15 protein-coding genes are annotated in these 17,464 nt (G+C 68.8%); 5 read left to right on the top strand and 10 right to left on the bottom strand.

Going from position 1 to position 17,464, the window contains the following annotated elements:
• Positions 1-50 precede the first annotated feature (50 nt).
• Genes rarD through lspA form a run of 3 tightly spaced genes read right to left on the bottom strand, consistent with a single transcriptional unit; the run spans position 51 to position 2,436 of the window.
• On the bottom strand, positions 51-941 hold the full coding sequence (gene rarD, locus WA944_RS05990; protein WP_526374641.1) for an EamA family transporter RarD: 891 nt from the start codon (positions 939-941) through the stop codon (positions 51-53).
• The gene (locus WA944_RS05985; RefSeq protein WP_526374639.1) at positions 938-1,867 is read right to left on the bottom strand and encodes an RluA family pseudouridine synthase; all 930 of its coding nucleotides are present in this window, start codon (positions 1,865-1,867) and stop codon (positions 938-940) included. The genes rarD and WA944_RS05985 overlap by 4 nt, the downstream gene beginning before the upstream one ends.
• Positions 1,867-2,436 carry a signal peptidase II gene (gene lspA / locus WA944_RS05980; RefSeq protein ID WP_526374637.1) on the bottom strand — a complete coding sequence of 190 codons (570 nt, stop codon included), beginning with the start codon at positions 2,434-2,436 and terminating at the stop codon, positions 1,867-1,869. The genes WA944_RS05985 and lspA overlap by 1 nt, the downstream gene beginning before the upstream one ends.
• Before the next feature lie 43 nt (positions 2,437-2,479).
• Here lspA and WA944_RS05975 point away from each other — a divergent pair, with 43 nt between their 5' ends.
• A complete protein-coding gene (locus WA944_RS05975; protein ID WP_526646552.1) occupies positions 2,480-3,382 on the top strand; it encodes an asparaginase in 903 nt (300 codons plus the stop codon).
• A gap of 15 nt (positions 3,383-3,397) precedes the next feature.
• Here the strand turns inward: WA944_RS05975 and WA944_RS05970 are convergent, their stop codons facing one another.
• Positions 3,398-4,765, bottom strand: a complete 1,368-nt coding sequence (locus tag WA944_RS05970; protein ID WP_526610550.1) for a DNA polymerase IV — start codon at positions 4,763-4,765, stop codon at positions 3,398-3,400.
• A 39-nt stretch (positions 4,766-4,804) separates the two neighbouring features.
• Between WA944_RS05970 and WA944_RS05965 the strand changes: the two genes are divergently transcribed.
• Complete coding sequence (locus tag WA944_RS05965) at positions 4,805-5,038, top strand: RNA-binding S4 domain-containing protein (RefSeq protein ID WP_526374157.1); 234 nt, start codon at positions 4,805-4,807, stop codon at positions 5,036-5,038.
• Between the two features lie 81 nt (positions 5,039-5,119).
• On the opposite strand, the gene ileS is transcribed toward WA944_RS05965, so the two are convergent.
• A complete protein-coding gene (gene ileS / locus WA944_RS05960; protein ID WP_526610547.1) occupies positions 5,120-8,281 on the bottom strand; it encodes an isoleucine--tRNA ligase in 3,162 nt (1,053 codons plus the stop codon).
• 237 nt (positions 8,282-8,518) lie between these two features.
• Complete coding sequence (locus tag WA944_RS05955) at positions 8,519-9,121, bottom strand: hypothetical protein (RefSeq protein WP_526374155.1); 603 nt, start codon at positions 9,119-9,121, stop codon at positions 8,519-8,521.
• A gap of 136 nt (positions 9,122-9,257) precedes the next feature.
• Here WA944_RS05955 and WA944_RS05950 point away from each other — a divergent pair, with 136 nt between their 5' ends.
• Together WA944_RS05950 and WA944_RS05945 are read left to right on the top strand one after the other, a co-directional pair.
• A complete protein-coding gene (locus WA944_RS05950) occupies positions 9,258-9,650 on the top strand; it encodes an XRE family transcriptional regulator (RefSeq protein ID WP_526374154.1) in 393 nt (130 codons plus the stop codon).
• Between the two features lie 12 nt (positions 9,651-9,662).
• Entirely contained in the window at positions 9,663-10,397 is a 735-nt protein-coding gene (locus tag WA944_RS05945) for a hypothetical protein (protein ID WP_526374153.1), read from the top strand.
• Position 10,398: 1 nt separating this feature from the next.
• Here the strand turns inward: WA944_RS05945 and lipL are convergent, their stop codons facing one another.
• The 4 genes from lipL to mutA are packed head-to-tail and all read right to left on the bottom strand — an operon-like array spanning position 10,399 to position 16,892.
• Positions 10,399-11,694, bottom strand: coding sequence for an esterase/beta-lactamase LipL (gene lipL / locus WA944_RS05940; RefSeq protein WP_526646550.1), 1,296 nt, complete (start codon positions 11,692-11,694; stop codon positions 10,399-10,401).
• Positions 11,695-11,746: 52 nt separating this feature from the next.
• Positions 11,747-12,742: a methylmalonyl Co-A mutase-associated GTPase MeaB gene (gene meaB / locus WA944_RS05935; protein ID WP_526374151.1), complete on the bottom strand. Its 996-nt coding sequence runs from the start codon at positions 12,740-12,742 to the stop codon at positions 11,747-11,749.
• Positions 12,743-14,998 carry a methylmalonyl-CoA mutase gene (gene scpA, locus WA944_RS05930; protein WP_526610280.1) on the bottom strand — a complete coding sequence of 752 codons (2,256 nt, stop codon included), beginning with the start codon at positions 14,996-14,998 and terminating at the stop codon, positions 12,743-12,745.
• A 1-nt stretch (position 14,999) separates the two neighbouring features.
• A complete protein-coding gene (mutA, locus tag WA944_RS05925) occupies positions 15,000-16,892 on the bottom strand; it encodes a methylmalonyl-CoA mutase small subunit (RefSeq protein WP_526370029.1) in 1,893 nt (630 codons plus the stop codon).
• Positions 16,893-17,002: 110 nt separating this feature from the next.
• Here mutA and WA944_RS05920 point away from each other — a divergent pair.
• A partial coding sequence (locus WA944_RS05920; RefSeq protein ID WP_526646548.1) for a TVP38/TMEM64 family protein occupies positions 17,003-17,464 on the top strand: 462 nt, incomplete at its 3' end.

Below are 17,464 nucleotides of genomic sequence, written 5' to 3'. Positions count from 1 at the left end.
CAAACGCTATTGCATAGCTGGTAACCGGTCAATCGATACTTTCGCAAATATCACACCGAGGACGGCTCGGCGGACCGCCGCACGACACGCGCGCGGCGCACCGCATCGACGGTGAACACCGCCAGCGCCACCCAGATCAACGCGAACCCGAACCAGCGCGCGGGCGGCATCGGTTCGTGGCCGACGAGCACGCCCCACGACAGCTGCATCGCGGGGGTCATGTAGAACAACAGACCCAGCGACACCATCGCCAGCCGCTGCGCGGCCGCGGCGAACAGCAACAGCGGCAGCGCCGTGAGCACGCCCGCCAGCACCATCAACCCGGCATGCCCGGCGCCGTGGCCGGTGAACGTTCCCTGACCCGTGACCTGCAGGAAGACCACGTACGCCACCGCGAACGGCGCGGCTATCGCGGCTTCGACGCCGACGCTGACCCTGGGATCGGTGGGCACCAGCTTCTTCACCGCGCCGTAGAGGCCGAAGGACAGCGCGAGACCGAGACCGATCACCGGCGGCGCCCCCACGTTCACCGTCAGCACCACCACCGCGACGACCGCGATCGCCAGCGCACTGAGCTGCCAGCGGTTCAGCCTCTCCCGGAAGATCAGCAGCCCCAGTGCGATCGACACCAGCGGGTTGATGAAGTATCCGAGCGCGGCGTCGACGACGTGACCGTTGTTCACCGCGTAGACGTAGATCACCCAGTTGACCGAGATGAGGGCTGCGGCCGCCGTCAACAGCAGCCAGTTCCGTGCGGTGATCGCCTTGAGATCACCCAGCCGGCGTACGACGGCGACCACCACGAGCATCAGGACGAAACTCCAGATGATCCGGTGGGCCAGCACTTCGACCGCGCCGGCAGGTTTCAACAGCGGGAAGAAAGCCGGGAACAGCCCCCACATGCCGTAGGCGCCGACGCCGAACAGCAGCCCGGATCTCACAGGTCGTGATTGCGCAGGATGTCCAGCGCGTGCTGCAGGTCGGCCGGGTACGGGCTGGTGATCTCGAACCGACGGCCGTCGGCCGGATGCACGAACGCCAGCGATCTGGCGTGCAGCCATTGCCTTTCCAGCGCCAGCTTCCTGGCGAGGTTCGGGTCCGCACCGTAGGTGAGGTCGCCGCAGCACGGGTGGTGCAGTGCGGCGAAGTGCACCCGGATCTGGTGGGTGCGCCCGGTCTCGAGGTGGATGTCGAGCAGGCTCGCAGCCTGGTGCGCCTCCAGCGTGTCGTAGTGGGTGACACTGTGCCGACCCCCGTCGACGACCGCGAACTTCCAGTCATGGCCGCGGTGACGGCCGATCGGTGCCTCGATGGTGCCGCTGGACGGGTCGGGGTGCCCCTGCACCAGGGCGTGGTACCGCTTCTCGACGGTGCGCTGTTTGAACGCCCGCTTGAGCACGGTGTACGCCCGCTCGGACAGGGCGACGACCATGACCCCCGACGTGCCGACGTCCAACCGGTGCACGATGCCCTGGCGCTCGTGGATGCCCGAGGTGCTGATGCGGAAGCCGGCGGCCGCCAGACCACCCAGCACGGTGGGACCGTGCCAGCCGACGGTGGCGTGGGCGGCCGCCCCCGGCGGCTTGTCGACCGCCACGATGTCGTCGTCGGAATACAGGATCGACATCCCCTCGATGTCGACCGGGGTGTTCTCCACCGGCGCGGGCGGCGCGGGCAGTCGAACCTCCAGCCACGCCCCTGCGGTCAGCTTGTCCGACTTGCCCGCCGGGGCGCCGTCGAGTTCGACGTCGCCCTCCTCGGCCAGCGCCGCCGCCGCGGTACGCGACAGCCCGAGCAGCCGGGCCAGGCCCGCGTCCACCCGCATGCCCGCCAGCCCTTCCGGGACCGGCATGGAACGTGTCGTCATCAGTCTTCGGACTCGGTTTCCGGCTGGCGCCTCCCGATGGTGTCGAAGTCGAACCCGAACAGGGACAACACCACCAGCAGGATCGCCCCGCCCACAACGGCGGGGTCGGCGACGTTGAACACCGGCCACCATCCGATGGACAGGAAGTCGACGACGTGGCCGCGCAGCGGTCCGGGCGACCGGAAGAACCGGTCGACGAGATTGCCCATCGCGCCACCGAGGATCATCCCGAGGCCGATCGCCCACCACGGGGACACCAGCCTGCGTCCCATCCAGATGATCCCGAAGACCACACCGGTCGCGACCAGGGTCAGCACCCAGGTGTAGCCGGTGGCCATCGAGAACGCCGCACCCGAGTTGCGCACCAACGTCCACGTGACGGTGTCACCGATGATCGACACCGGTTGCCCGGGCGTCAGCAGCCGCACGGCCAGCACCTTGGTGACGATGTCCAGCACGAGCACCACGGCCGCCACGGAGAGCAGCAGGCGCAGCCGCCGTGGTGGCGACGGCTGAGCCGGCTCGTCGCCGGCCACCGGCTCGGCCGGACTCGATGATTCATCAGTCACGCCCACCATCATCGCAAAGAGTCGGTGGTGAACAATTCCACCCATGCCTCGCCTCGTCGTCATAGCCACCGGTGGGACGATCTCGACCAGTGCGGACGCCGACGCAGTACTTCGCCCCACCCTCACCGGAGCCGACCTCACCGAAGGACTCGACGTCGAGGTCATCGACGCCATGTCGGTGGACAGCTCACAGCTGACCCCGGCGGACTGGGACCGGATCGGCGCGGCGATCCGGTCGGCTGCGGCCACCCATCATGCGGACGGGATCGTGGTCACCCACGGCACCGACACGATGGAAGAGACCGCGCTGTGGCTCGACCTCACCTATAGCGGGGAAGCTCCGGTGGTGCTGACCGGTGCCCAGCGCAGTGCCGATGCACCCGACTCCGACGGCCCGGCCAACCTGCGGGACGCGCTCGCCCTCGCCGCCGGTCAGCAGGCGCGCGGGGTGGGCGCGGTGGTGAGTTTCGCGGGCACCGTGTTCGAGCCGCTGGGCCTGCGCAAGGTCGCCACCGGCGCATCACAGGCTTTCGCCGGGCGCGTCCTCGGTCCGGTCAAGGACCGCCCGTTCCTCGGCGCCCTGGCGGCCGCGGACGCGCCGCGGGTGGACATCATCGTGGCCTACCCCGGGGCCGACACCGCCGCAGTCGACGCGTGCGTGGCGGCCGGCGCCCGCGGCATCGTGCTGCAGGCCCTGGGTTCCGGCAATGCCGGGGCCGCGCTGATCGAGGGGGTGCGACGACACTGCCGCGACGGCGTCGCGGTCGCGGTGTCGACCCGAGTTCCCGGTGGCCGGGTCAGCCCCGGCTACGGACCGGGACGCGCGCTGGCTGACGCCGGGGCATTCGTGGTGCCGCGGCTCGGGCCGCCGCAGGCACGGGTGCTGCTGATGGCTGCGCTCGCCGCCGACTCACCGGCTCCGGCGATCTTCCAGCGTTGGGGTTGACCGGCTCGCGCGGTGTCAAGTCGCGCTCTGGGAGCGGTTGAGTTCGGCGAGGAAATCCGGCCAGTCCAGGCTGTCCACCGGGTTGGCGCGGGTCAGCGCGGGGTCGTCGGCGGCGAAGGTGCGCGCCTGCCCGGGGCCGGAGCTGCGCGTCTCGAAGCGCACGGTCACGACGCCGTGGCCGGCGCCCTGGACCCAGCCGTGCCCGAAGCCGGTGTGTGCGACGTCGTCGCCGACCCGCCACGCCGGCGCCGTCGGTCCGGCCTCGGCGAGCGGCTCCGGCAGACCGATACGGGCGACCTCCTCGGTCGCCATCAACTCCAGATCGGGGAACAGCGACTCCTGCTGGACCTCGGACAGACCGGAAAACCCAACTCCGACAAGGCGGATCGGCCCGATCTCGACCGGATCGAGGAGCAGTCGCCGCGCGGTGGCGTTCAGTGTCGCGGCGTCGGTGGTCGCGTACGGAAGGGTCGCCGACCTGGTCAGCGTGCTCATGTCGGACTTCTTCAGCTTGACGGTGACGGTGCGCGCACCCCGGCCGTCTTTGAGCAGCCGGCGGTGGGCGTGCTCACCGATCGGCACCGCCGCGTCGCGGAGCTGATCGAGCGTGGTCAGATCCTCGGGAAAGGTCGACTCGGCGCTGATCTGTTTCGCCTGCGCGTTCTCGGCGACCGGCCGGTCGTCGATGCCGCGGGCCAGCCGGTGCAGCGCCGGGCCGACCGTCGGGCCGAGGATGTTCGCGACCTCGGCGTCCGACAGCGCCGAGAAACCGCCGATGGTCTCGATGCCGAGCCGGTGCAGCTTCTCCTCGGCCACCGGCCCGATACCCCAGAGCTTGCGCACGGGCAGCCCGTCGAGCAACGCGTGCTCCTCGTCGCGGGCCACCACGGTGATGCCGTCGGGTTTGGCCAGACCCGAGGCGATCTTGGCGATCTGCTTCCCCGAGCCCGCGCCGACGGAGGCGACCAGACCGGTCACGGCGGTCACTTCGGCCCGCAGTGCCTCGCAGAACGACGCCACCTCGGCGCTGGGAGCGCCGGCCAGCTCGGTCGGCTCCCCGAACGCCTCGTCGAACGACAACTGCTCGAGCACCGGCACCATGGTGCGAACCGTCTCGAAGACACGGCGGCTGGCGAGTCCGTACACGACTCCGCGGGGCGGCAGCACCACAGCACCCGCCCCGACAAGACGGCGCGCCTGGTGCATCGGCATCGCCGACCTGGCGCCGTAGACCCGCGACTCGTAGCTGGCGCCGGCCACCACACCGCGGCCGCCGAGCCCGCCCACCAGCACCGGCCGGCTCCGCAGAGTGGGCCGGGTCAGCTGCTCCACCGACGCGAAGAACGCATCCATGTCCAGGTGCAGGACCCATCGCGCGCCCACAGCTGTCGATGCTATGCGGTGCGCGATAGCCTCACCTGCATGGCACACCCGGACGCCGAAGCTTTCGACGTCCCGATCCGGGATGCCTCGATCCGCCTCGGACAGTTCCTCAAGCTGGCGGGTCTCATCGACTCCGGCGCCGACGCCAAGTCGGTGATCGCCGACGGCCTGGTCAGCGTCAACGGCGACGTCGAAACCCGCCGCGGCAGGCAACTGCGCTGCGGTGACGTCGTCGTCTTCGCCGGACGGGGTGCCCGCGTGACCGAAGGTTGACGCCCGATAGACCGCGAAAGTGAAGCCACGGTCGCGATCGCGGGGGTAATCACAACCGTGGATTCACGCTCAGCGTTCAGATCATGCCTTGGCGATCGCCACCCGGACGCCATCGCCGATCTCGGTGAATCCGTCAGGTTCACCGAACTCGAAGCTCGTCGCCAAGATCTCGCGTGCGATCAGGTCGCGGTGGGTTCGCGCCCAGTCCTCGTGCTCCCCAGGCACCGAGAGCACCACCGAGATCCGGTCGGACACGTCGAACCCGCTGGATTTGCGCAACTCCTGCAGCTCGCGGATGCGGTCCTTGGCCCAGCCCTCGGCTTCCAGCTCCGGGGTCACGGCCCCGTCCAGCACCACCAGACCGGCTCCATCGGGTAGCGCCGCTGTCCAGTCCGGGTCCGCGGCGACCAATTTGGAGCTGAACTCCTCGGGGAGAAGGACCGCGGGCCCGGCCTCCAGCGTGCCGTCGCTTCTGAGCACACCCTCCCCTGCCTTGACCGCCTTGATGGCGGCCTGCACATCCTTGCCGATGCGCGGACCGGCGACGCGGGCATTGACCGCGAGCTCGAACCGACCGTGCGCGGCGATGTCATCGGTGAGCTCGACCGACTTCACGTTGAGCTCGTCGGCGATGAGGTCCCGGTATGGCTCGAGCCGGCGTGGGTCCTGCACCGCCACAGTCAGTTTCGTCAGCGGCAACCGGACACGCAGCTTCTTGGCCTTGCGCAGTGACGATCCGGTCGAGGCCACCTCCCGCACCAGGTCCATGTCGGCGACCAGTTGCGGGTCGGCAGGCAGCACGTCGGCCTCGGGCCAGTCGGTCAGGTGCACCGACCGCTCTGCGGTGAGTCCCCGCCAGATCACCTCGGAGATCAACGGCAGCAGCGGGGCGGCCAGCCTGCTGGTCACCTCGAGGACGGTGTGCAGCGTGTCGATCGCATCGCGGTCTTCTTCCCAGAACCGCGCACGCGAACGCCGCACGTACCAGTTCGTCAGGGCCTCGGTGAACTGACGCAGCTGGTCGCAGGCCACCGAGATGTCGCAGACGTCCAGCGACGCGGTCAGCTGGTCGCGCAGCGCGGCCAGCTTGGCCAGGATGTAGCGGTCCAGCACATGCGTGGAATCGGTGCGCCAGGTGCCCTTCTCGGGTGCGTAGAGCGCCAGGAAGGTGTAGGCGTTCCACAGCGGCAGCAGCACCTGGCGCACACCTTCGCGGATGCCCTGTTCGGTGACGATGAGGTTGCCACCCCGCAGGATCGGCGACGCCATCAGGAACCAGCGCATCGCATCGGAGCCGTCGCGGTCGAACACCTCGGTGACATCGGGGTAGTTGCGCAGCGACTTGCTCATCTTCTGGCCGTCGTTGCCCAGCACGATCCCGTGCGCGACACAGGTCTTGAAGGCCGGCCGGTCGAACAGCGCGGTGGCCAGGACGTGCAGCGTGTAGAACCAGCCGCGGGTCTGGCCGATGTACTCGACGATGAAATCGCCGGGGAAGTGCGCTTCTTCGCTGCCCGATGCTCCGGGCTCGCCCGCCACCCCACCCGCGAACCAGTCCTGGTTCTCGAACGGGTAGTGCACCTGCGCATACGGCATCGACCCGGAGTCGAACCAGACGTCGAGGACGTCCTCGATGCGGCGCATCGTCGAGCGCCCGCTCGGGTCGTCGGGGTTGGGCCGGGTCAGCTCGTCGATGTAGGGCCGGTGCAGGTTGGTCGGGCGTACCCCGAAGTCACGCTCGAGTTCATCGAGGCTGCCGTAGACGTCGATCCGCGGGTGGGCGGGGTCGTCGGACATCCACACCGGAATCGGAGTGCCCCAGTACCGGTTTCGCGAGATCGACCAGTCGCGGGCACCGGCCAGCCACTTGCCGAACTGCCCGTCCTTGACGTGCTCGGGGTACCAGGTGATCTCGGCGTTGAGTTCGACCATCCGGTCCCGGATCTGGGAGACCTTGATGAACCACGACGACACCGCCCGGTAGATCAGCGGGTTCCGGCACCGCCAGCAGTGCGGGTAGGAGTGCTCGTAGGTGTCATGACGCAGCAGCACCGCGCCGTTGTGCGCCGCGGGCCCGGAGCCGTTCTTCAGATCTCGGATGATCTGCGGGTTCGCGTCGAACACATGCTGACCGGCGTAGTCGGGCACGGTGTTGTCGAACCGTCCCTTGGCGTCGACGGGAGTGACCGCCTCGATGTCGGCGGTCAGCGCGGTGGCCATGTCGTCCTCGCCGTAGGCCGGCGCCATGTGAACCAGCCCGGTGCCGTCCTCGGTGCTGACGAAGTCGGCGGGCAGTACCCGAAACGCGTTGGCCGAGTTCATGAAGTACGGGAACGGGGGAACGTACTGCACGTCGATGAGGTCCCGGCCGGACAAGGTGGTCACGACCTGCGGCTCGTCGCCGAGCTCGCGGGCGTAGGCGCCGAGGCGGGCCGCCGCCAGCACGTACCGTCGTCCGTCGGGCGCTTCGACGACGACATAGTCGACGTCGGGGTTGACGGCCACGGCCTGGTTGGACGGCAGCGTCCACGGTGTCGTCGTCCATACCAGCAGGTGGGCGCCCAGGAGGTCCTCCCGCGGTCCTCCCTCCACCCGGAAGCCCACCGTGAGCGCCGGGTGCTGGCGGCTCTGGTAGACGTCGTCATCCATTCGCAGCTCGTGGCTCGACAACGGCGTCTCGTCGTTCCAGCAGTACGGCAACACCCGGTTGCCCTCATAGGCCAGACCCTTGTCCCACAGCTGCTTGAAGGCCCAGATCACCGACTCCATGAAGCCGAGATCGAGTGTCTTGTAGTCGTTGTCGAAATCGACCCAGCGCGCCTGGCGGGTCACATAGGACCGCCACTCGCCGGTGTACTTGAGCACCGACGCGCGGCAGGCGTCGTTGAACTTCTCGATGCCCATCTGCTCGATCTGGGCCTTGTCGGTGATGCCGAGTTGGCGCTGCACCTCGAGCTCTGCGGGCAGGCCGTGGGTGTCCCAGCCGAAGCGGCGTTCGACCTTGTAGCCGCGCATGGTGCGGTACCGCGGCACGATGTCCTTGACGTATCCGGTGAGCAGGTGCCCGTAGTGCGGAAGCCCGTTGGCGAACGGCGGCCCGTCGTAGAAGACGTACTCCGGCGCGTCGTCGCGACGTTCGATGCTTGCGCGGAAGGTGTTGCCGTTCGCCCAGTACTCGAGCACGTCGGTTTCCAGCGCCGGGAATCTGGGCGCTCCGGCGGCCGGCTTCGGGTAGGCGGTCACGTGCGTACGTCTCCTGTGCCGATGGTTCAGGCACGGGGACGACGTCGCGCCGGTGCGCGAGCGCCGCGGTACCACCCCGCTTGCGCACCCGTGGTGCGCCGCTCAACGGAGGCGATCACGGGCCCACCCGTTCGGTTCTACTGAGCGCGGCGCGCCGTTCTTCCGAAAGCTCCCCGGTGATGGCCGGATCGACGCTGGTGGCCCACAGTCTAGCGGGCCTGCGGAATCACTGGCGATTCACAACGGCGCCGCGGCGTCGGAGGTGATCTCGATCAATGCCAGCGGGAACTGTTCGGCCAACTCTTCGACGCTGTATGCGTCGAATCTGTTGGTGTCGTAGCGCCAGTCGAGGTGCAACGCTCCACCGGCGCGGTGCACGTGCAGTCCGAGGGCGTGGCCGCTGCCGGAGTCGGTCGCCTCGGCGGCGACGTCGAGCAGGACCTCGCACCGGATGGCCGCCCTGCCTGCTGCCGCGGCCAGCGCGGTGTGGGCACCCTGCAACATCTCAGTGGGACCCATCGGTGCGGCGTCCGAACAGATCAGCCACACCGCACGGTGCGTAGGTACCGGACCGGTGACGACGTCGACGGCCACCTCCCCTTCGCCGCGGGTGCGGCCGAGCGCCCGGCCGAGCGCGGCGAGCAGGATTTCCTCCACCGGTATACCGAGCCATTCCGCGGCGCCATCGACCTCGTCTGCGAATTCGCTCGTCGGTGTCATTCTCAACATCTCGAATCGCGGGGCATTTCCCTCGACGACGGGATGATCGAACACCTCGAGAGGTGCCGCAACAGTGGTGACCAAGGGGCTGACCTCGTCCGCCATGTAAGGAACGACCATGTCGCTCACCGTAGCGCGAATGTCCCAGATTTGGGAGACCACTCCCAAAACCATGACGACTATGTCAATTAAGGCGGTGCCATCTGTTTGCCCGCAGGGACTGCCCTCGCCCCGGAATTCGGTTTATTGTGTTCTCGTGCCACGCACCGACGAGAACGGCAGACAGCTCAAAGCCCTGCTCGATTACCTGCTCGACGGGGAGATCGACGCGAAGGATCTGTTCGACGCGCTCGGCGTCTCCAGCAGCACCTATTACCGGAGGATCAAGGAGTGCGACTACCCGAACGCCGAGGAGCTGCGGCGGGTGGCCGACCGCTTCGCGCTGAGCTACCCCGATCTGCAGGTCCAGTTCGGCCTGATGAGTCGCCAGGAAGTGTGGAACTACGTCAGGGCCGCCGAGTCAGCCGGCTCGGCGGTGGCGACCCTCGCCGACACCGCGACCCTTCAGAACACCGCGACCAAACCAGCCGTCCGGCAGCGGCCGAAGCTCTCCGAGCTGGCCCCCCGCCTCGACGCGCCACCCCTGTAAGCAGGTCCGGAAATGGGTTTGGCGACACTCATCGCGATCACGCTCCTGTGCATTCTGTGGAGCCTGTGGATCCGTCGTGTCACCTGGTCCTGCCGGTGGGAGGTGGCGGCCACCCTCAACATCGCGTTGCAGGGCCTCGCGGTGCTGCTGATGTCGCCGCTGGCCTCGGAAACTCTGGGCGTCTGGCTTCACTCGTTGACCGGCAAATGGAACCTCGAGGACTACCTCGGCCACGACGCCTACATCGTCGCGGCGTCGGCTGTCGTGTACAACGCGTTGGGCAGACTCGAACAGGACCACGCGATGCACCGACGGTTCATGCAGTTCGTCGAACGGCCCGCCACGGTGTGCATACCGCTGCTGCTGGCGGCCTTCTGGCTGGGTAACGGCGCAGCGATCTATCGCCCTGACTTCTTCGACGTGCCCACCGACATCTGGCTGAACGTCTACTGGCTGATGCTGTGCGGCATGCTGATCTACCTTCTCGTGTACGGCTCGCGCGCGCTGCTGATCCTGCGTGTCGATCCGCGCTCGCGACAGATCGCGAACATCTACCTGTTCGCGTGCGGCATGGGCATCGCGGCCTGCGTGGTGCGCATCGTCACCGCCTTCGTCACGCCTTTGCAGACCGTCCAGGGCAGCACCCTGGTGTGGATATTCGCCTGCGCCTGCGGCGCCGGCTTCGCGCTGACATCGGCGTATTCGTGGCGCATCAAGACGAAGTGGTTCACCCGCGCCGCCAGCTGAGTCAGACCGCCGTCCGGGTCTGGTCGGCGAACGGCGCCCCGAACTCGCGCACCGGCCGGTAGCCGTTCTTGCGGGCCTGTGCTGCGCCGCGGCGGAGCAGCGCCGCGGTTGCCACAAAACCGGCCTGGTCCGCGACCACGAGTGGGGTGAGCAGCCGGTTGTGCACAAAACCGAACGCCAGACCGGACTCCGGGTCGGCCCATCCCAGCGAGCCGCCGAGCCCGACATGACCGAAGCCGGGAAGCACTCCCGGGAACGGCAGGCTGTGATACCCCAGGTGAAACGCCAGCGGCAGGACCATGGTGTGGCCGGGTCGCAGACTCGGCCGGCCGACGAGTGCGGCGGCGGTTTCGCGGGACAGGTACTGCACCCCGTCGATGCGGCCGCCGTTGGCGATGGCCCCGTACATGCGGGCCAGCGCACGAGCGGTGGCCACGCCGTTCGCTGCGGGGATCTCGCTGTCGAGCATCGGAATGTCACCCTGTACGAAGGCCTTGACGCCTGGAAAGTACATCGCGCCGAATCCGGCCGAGAAGGGCAGCGCGGCCAGTCGGGGGGCGACCAGGTTGAAGATCGGGTTCTGCAGCGCGCTCTGCGGACCGATGATCTGCGCGGCGTGCGTCGGCGCGTGCGCCGGCGGACGGCCCAGATGCAGCCCGTCGGTGTTCAGGGGTGCGGCGACCTCGGTCCGCATCAGCTCGCGCATCCCCTTGCCGGTGATCGCGCGCGCCAGCCCGGACAGCAGCCAGCCGAAGGTCAGCGCGTGGTAGGCGGGCCTGCCGTGCAGCCAACTGACCGGGGCCGCGGCCAGCCGCTCCTCCATCCGCAGATGATCGACCAGATCACCCTTCACCGCCCCGTTGAGCTGGGAGAGGCCGGCCCGGTGCCGCAGTGCGTCGCGGACCGTGATCTTCGACTTGCCGTTCGCGCCGAACTCGGGCCAGTGGTCGGCGACGGGCGCGTCGTAGTCGACGAGGCCGCGGTCGGCGAGCCGGTGAATGACTGTGGCGGCCACGCCTTTGGTGGCGGAGAAGACCATCGTGCCGGTGTCGGCCTCCCAGTGCCGGGTGCCCTGGCGGTCGGACCAGCCGGTCCACACGTCGACGACCGGTTCGCCGTCGAGGTAGACGGCCAAGGCCCCGCCCCCGAGGCGCCGCCACGGGAACAACTGTGAGAACGCCCGGACCGCGCATCCGAAATTCGGGTCCGCCGCGCCCTGCACACCTCGTGGCAGGGCAGCGCCGTCGGACCCTTCGGGGAGCGCCACGCTGCGCTCCCGGCTGCTGACGGCCGTCACAATATTGAATTTACCCCGTTGCGCGGCAAAGAACCCAGGAGTTATCGATTCGTTAATTCCGGGGGGCCGGTGTTTGCTCGGCGGCGTCGATGATCTGCTGCGCAGCAAGCGCCGGAGTGAGCTCGCCGTCGCGCACCTGGCGCTCGACATCGGCTCGGATCCGGCGTACTCCCGGGCTCGACAGCACCCGATCCAGCACCGTGTCACGCACCATCGACCAGGTCCAATCCACCTGCTGTTGGCGGCGCCGGGCATCGAACTCGCCCGCTTCGGTGAGCACCTGACGGTGCTTGAGCACCGTGTCCCAGAGCTCGGTCAGCCCGGTGCCGTGCAGCGCGCTCAAGGTCAGGACCGGTGGGCGCCAGAGTGTTTCGCGAGGGTAGATCAGGCGAATGGCGCCGGCGAGCTCCCGGGCTGCGGCCTTGGCCTCCACGGCGTGTTCACCGTCGGCCTTGTTGACGACGACGATGTCGGCGAGTTCGAGCACGCCCTTCTTGATTCCCTGCAGTTGATCGCCCGTGCGGGCCAGCGTGAGGAACACGAACGTGTCCACCATGTTGGCAACCGCCACCTCGGACTGGCCCACGCCCACCGTCTCGACCAGGATTACGTCATAGCCTGCGGCCTCCAGCAACACGATCGTCTCGCGGGTCGCCTTGGCGACACCGCCGAGTGTCCCGGACGTCGGCGAGGGCCGGATGTAGGCGTCCTCGTGTACCGCCAGGCGCGCCATCCTGGTCTTGTCCCCCAGGATCGAGCCGCCGGTGCGGGTTGACGACGGGTCCACTGCCAGAACCGCGACCCGGTGCCCCTGCTCGATCAGATACATGCCGAGCGCCTCGATGCTGGTCGACTTGCCCACCCCGGGCACACCGGTGATGCCCACGTGCACGGCACTACCCGCTTGCGGCATCAGCTCCAGAAGCAACTCCTGGGCGTTCTGGCGGTGATCGGTGCGGGTCGACTCGACCAGAGTGATCGCCCTGGCCAACGCCGAGCGGTCACCCTCGCGGACCGCGGCGGCCAGTTCACCGGCAGATGGGCTCATCTAGTTCAGCGTGTAGCCGAGGCGTTCGGCCAACTTGCCCAGCAAGCCGATCGCCGCGTCGGCGATGACGGTGCCCGGGGGAAAGATGGCTGTGGCGCCCGCGGCGTAGAGGTCGTCGAAGTCGCCCGGGGGGATCACTCCCCCGACCACGATCATGATGTCCGGTCTGCCCACCTCGGCGAGCGCATCCCGCAGTGCGGGGACCAGGGTCAAGTGGCCGGCCGCCAGCGAGGACACCCCGACGACGTGCACGTCGTTGTCGGCAGCCTGGCGCGCCACCTCGTCGGGCGTGGAGAACAACGAGCCCACGTCGACGTCGAAGCCGATGTCGGCGAACGCCGTCGCGATCACCTTCTGCCCGCGGTCGTGACCGTCCTGCCCCATCTTGGCGACCAGGATGCGGGGCCTGCGGCCGTCGGCCTCGGCGAACTTCTCCACCAGCTCGGTGGCGCTGCTGACATTGCTGGCCATGCCCACCTCGTCTCGGTACACCCCGGCGATGGTCCGGATCTCGGCCTGGTGCCGGCCGTAGACCTTCTCCAGCGCGGCGGAGATCTCCCCGACCGTCGCCTTGGCCCGCGCCGCGTCGATCGCCAGGGCCAACAGGTTGTTGCCCAGCCCATCGGCTCCTGAGACGCCGGTCTCACCCGCCGCCCGGGTCAGTTCGGCCAGCGCGGCCTGCGTCGCGGTGTCGTCGCGATCAGCGCGCAGCCGTTCGAGCTTGGCGATCTGCTCGGCCCGGACCCGGCTGTTCTCGACCTTCAGGACCTCGATCTCGTGATCCTCGTCGACCTGGTAGCGGTTCACGCCGATCACCGTCTGCTGACCGGAGTCGATGCGCGCCTGGGTGCGCGCGGCGGCTTCCTCGATGCGCAGCTTGGGAATTCCGGCGTCGATGGCCTGGGCCATGCCGCCGTGCGCGGCGACCTCCTCGATGTGTGCGCGGGCACGTGTGGCCAGCTGATGGGTCAGCCACTCGACGTAGTACGAGCCGCCCCACGGGTCGATGGGCCGCGTGGTTCCGGACTCCTGCTGCAGCAGCAGCTGGGTGTTGCGTGCGATGCGCGCTGAGAAGTCGGTCGGCAGCGCCAGCGCCTCGTCGAGCGCGTTGGTGTGCAGCGACTGGGTGTGGCCCTGGGTGGCAGCCATCGCTTCGACACAGGTCCGTGCGACGTTGTTGAACGCGTCCTGTGCGGTCAGCGACCAACCGGAGGTCTGCGAATGCGTGCGTAGCGACCGCGATTTGGGGTTCTCGGGGTCGAACTGCGCGACGAGCTCACTCCACAGCAGCCGGCCCGCTCGCAGCTTGGCGACCTCCATGAAGAAGTTCATGCCGATGCCCCAGAAGAAGGACAGCCGCGGCGCGAACTTGTCGATGTCCAGCCCGGCGTCCAGCCCCGCCTTGAGGTACTCGACCCCGTCGGCCAGCGTGTAGCCGAGCTCGAGGTCCGCAGTCGCACCGGCCTCCTGGATGTGGTAGCCGGAGATCGAGATCGAGTTGTACTTGGGCATCTTCACGCTGGTGTATCCGAAGATGTCGGAGATGATCCGCATCGACGGCTTCGGCGGGTAGATGTAGGTGTTGCGGACCATGAACTCTTTGAGGATGTCGTTCTGGATGGTCCCGGCCAACTTCTCCGGCGGCACGCCCTGCTCCTCGGCGGCCGCAACGTACAACGCGAGAATCGGCAGCACCGCGCCGTTCATCGTCATCGACACGCTCACCGCCGACAGGTCGATCCCGTCGAACAACTGGTGCATGTCGAGAATGGAGTCGATCGCCACGCCCGCCATGCCGACGTCCCCGGCCACCCGTGGGTGATCCGAGTCGTAGCCCCGGTGGGTGGCCAGATCGAAGGCCACCGACAGGCCTTTCTGCCCCGCGGCCAGGTTGCGGCGGTAGAACGCGTTGGATTCCGCGGCGGTGGAGAACCCGGCGTACTGCCGGATCGTCCAGGGCTGGTTGACGTACATCGTCGGGTAGGGGCCGCGCACGAACGGCGGCTCCCCGGGCAGGCTGCCCAGCGGATAACCCTGTCCCACGATCTCGTCGCGGTCGGCGGCGATGTACACCGGTTTGACGTCGATGCCCTCGGGGGTCGCCCAGTCGAGCTGATCGGCGGTGTACCCGTGCGCCGCGGCGGCGGCCGAAACCTGTTCGGCGACATCGGCGGACGTCGGCGCCGTCGGCGTGCGCTCACCGTGCAGCGGGACGTCGGCGAAGCTGCCGATGGCGGCGACGTCAGATGCGGTCATGTCATGCCCCCAATCGGGTCAGCAGGTCCGAGAGCGTCGCAACCGCATCGATCTTCGCGGTCAGGTAGCCGTCCGGTTTCGAGTCGGCGTCTGCGACGGCCTTCTCCGGCCCGGCCAGCAGCAGGTGACGCACGCCGGCCTGCCGTGCGGCCTCGACCACGGCCGACGCCTCGTTCGCGTACCGGGTGTCGGTGCCGCAGATGATGGCGACCTCGGCGCCGTCGACATCGCGCACCGCCTGGTCGACACCGGCGGCCTCCAGCGGCCCGGGGTTCACCGCCTCGATGCCCCCGGAGGCCAGCAGATTCGAGATGAACGTCGTGCGGATGTTGTGCTCGGCCAGCGGTCCCACCGGTAGCAGCAGCACACTCGGGCGGGCGCCGGTCTTCTCGAGGTGGACGTCCGAGCGGTTCCGCAACGCTTCGAACCGTTCGGCGTACCGCCGCACCGAGGGCAGCGGATCACCTTGCGGCAGCGGAACTTCCGCCAGGTCCGGGTATTCGTTGACGCCAGTCAGCGCGGTGCGCCGGCGCGCGATGTCCCCGGCCCGACGCTCGGCGACCTCCGCGATGCGCCCGGTGAGGTGTTCACCGGCGGACGCGAAACCGCCCTGGGCCTCGATCTCCTGGAAGTGTGCCCACGCCTGCTCGGCGAGCCGGCTGGTGAGATCCTCGACGAACCACGATCCGCCGGCGGGGTCGAGCACCCGGCCGATGTGGGACTCCTCGAGCAGCAGCAGCTGGGTGTTGCGGGCGATTCGCCGCGCGAAGCTGCGCGCGGTGCCGGGAAACCCACCGGGGATCGCCACATCGAAGGGGTGCACCAGGACGGTGTCGGCCCCGCCGACGCCCGCCGAGAAGGCCGCGACCGTGGTGCGCAACATGTTCACCCACGGATCCCGCTGCGCCATCATCGCCAACGACGTGCTCGCATGCACGGTCGCCGCACCGGCGTGCGGCTCCCCGACGACGTCGGCGACCCTCGCCCAGAGTTGGCGGGCGGCACGCAGTTTCGCGATGGTGGTGAACTGGTCGTCATCGGCGGCGAACCGGAAGCTGATCTGGCGCAACGCCGTGGCCGCGGACAGACCCGCGTCGACCAGCTCTCGCAGATAGGCCACCCCGGCGGCGACGGCCGCACCGAGCTCCCACGAGGCATTCGCACCGAGGTTGTGGAAAACCGGACCGTCCACCGTGATGGTCCGCACGTGCCCGTCGTACCCGGCGACCTTCTCCGCGGTCGCGATCACGTCGTCGAGCCCGGGCGCCGGCCGGCCGGCCCATGTCGCGGTGAGCGGGTCGGCGCCGAGATCCACCGACAACCGGGACCGCTGTTCGTCGTCGAGTCCGGTCAGCAGGGCCAGGAGCGCGTCGGCCGCGGCGCGGTAGGTCGGCCCGTCGCCGGTGACGTCGAGCACCACGGGGACGAGGTCGAGGAAGACACCGTCGAGCAACCGGTCCAGGTCTGCAGGACGGACAGCGCCGTCGACCTCACCGACGCGCAGCACCAGCGCGCTCACCCCCTCGGTCAGCCCGAGCAGCAGCGAGCCGTTGCCGTTCTCTGCGGTGGCGTCCACGGCGGCACTGTCGGCGGGGAAGACCTCGGCGACCTTCCAGCCGGACTTCACGTCGCGCAGCGCGTCGCCGCCGCGGACAAACGGCCACCGGCCCGGCAGTTCGGGTTCGGCCAGCTCGTCGGCGCTGGTGTACAGCGGCCGGATCGGGAAGCCGTCGTAGGTGGGCGAGTCCAGCAGCCGCTCCGGTTCCGCAGGCAGATCGGCAGGATCACGCCGAGTTGTCTTCGCCAGCACGCCCGCCACGGCGGACCGCCATCGGTCGAGATCGGAGTCCACTACACCCCCGGCAGTGCCGGCGCTGGGTTTCTGCACAGCCATCAGGCTAAATGATGGGCATCACTCCGGCGTGCGCCGGTCCGGCCGTCGATCGCGGACGCCGGGGTCTTCCGAGCGCCGGTTCGACGTCTCGCCCCGTACTCTTGGAAGACGTGAACTCCGTCGTCAGCACGCTGCGCACCGTCCGTGCGGCGGTGCTCACCACGCTGAGGACGTTTCCTCCTCGCCGGTTCGCGGCCATCCTCACCGCGATTGTGATCCTCGTCGCAATCGCGGCGCTGCTACCGCTGCCGACCGCCGTGCAACTGCGGGACTGGGCCACTTCGGTGGGGCCGTGGTTCCCGCTGGCGTTCCTGGCCGCGCACATCGTCGTCACGGTGTTCCCGTTCCCGCGCACCGTGTTCACGCTGTCGGCGGGTCTGCTGTTCGGCCCGTATCTGGGGGTGCCCTTGGCCGTGCTCGCCAGCACAGTCAGCGCGGTCATCGCGCTACTGCTGGTGCGGGCGGCAGGCTGGCAGCTGGACCGTCTAGTGACCAACCCGCGCCTGGAGGCGGTGAACAGCAGGCTCGCCGACCGCGGCTGGCCGACGGTGTTGTCGATCCGGATGATCCCG

This window comes from Mycobacterium sp. (assembly GCF_049683355.1).
Lineage (GTDB): Bacteria > Actinomycetota > Actinomycetes > Mycobacteriales > Mycobacteriaceae > Mycobacterium.
Note: the sequence above shows the minus strand (reverse complement) of the source record. Positions and strands in the feature narration are given on the sequence as shown.

Excerpts from the sequence above, each read along its gene's own strand:
- WA944_RS05985 (WP_526374639.1), bottom strand. The coding sequence starts at position 1,867 with ATGACGACACGTTCCATGCCGGTCCCGGAAGGGCTGGCGGGCATGCGG.
- WA944_RS05975 (WP_526646552.1), top strand. The coding sequence starts at position 2,480 with ATGCCTCGCCTCGTCGTCATAGCCACCGGTGGGACGATCTCGACCAGT.
- WA944_RS05965 (WP_526374157.1), top strand. The coding sequence starts at position 4,805 with ATGGCACACCCGGACGCCGAAGCTTTCGACGTCCCGATCCGGGATGCC.
- WA944_RS05955 (WP_526374155.1), bottom strand. The coding sequence starts at position 9,121 with ATGGTCGTTCCTTACATGGCGGACGAGGTCAGCCCCTTGGTCACCACT.
- WA944_RS05945 (WP_526374153.1), top strand. The coding sequence starts at position 9,663 with ATGGGTTTGGCGACACTCATCGCGATCACGCTCCTGTGCATTCTGTGG.
- meaB (WP_526374151.1), bottom strand. The coding sequence starts at position 12,742 with ATGAGCCCATCTGCCGGTGAACTGGCCGCCGCGGTCCGCGAGGGTGAC.
- scpA (WP_526610280.1), bottom strand. The coding sequence starts at position 14,998 with ATGACCGCATCTGACGTCGCCGCCATCGGCAGCTTCGCCGACGTCCCG.
- mutA (WP_526370029.1), bottom strand. The coding sequence starts at position 16,892 with ATGGCTGTGCAGAAACCCAGCGCCGGCACTGCCGGGGGTGTAGTGGAC.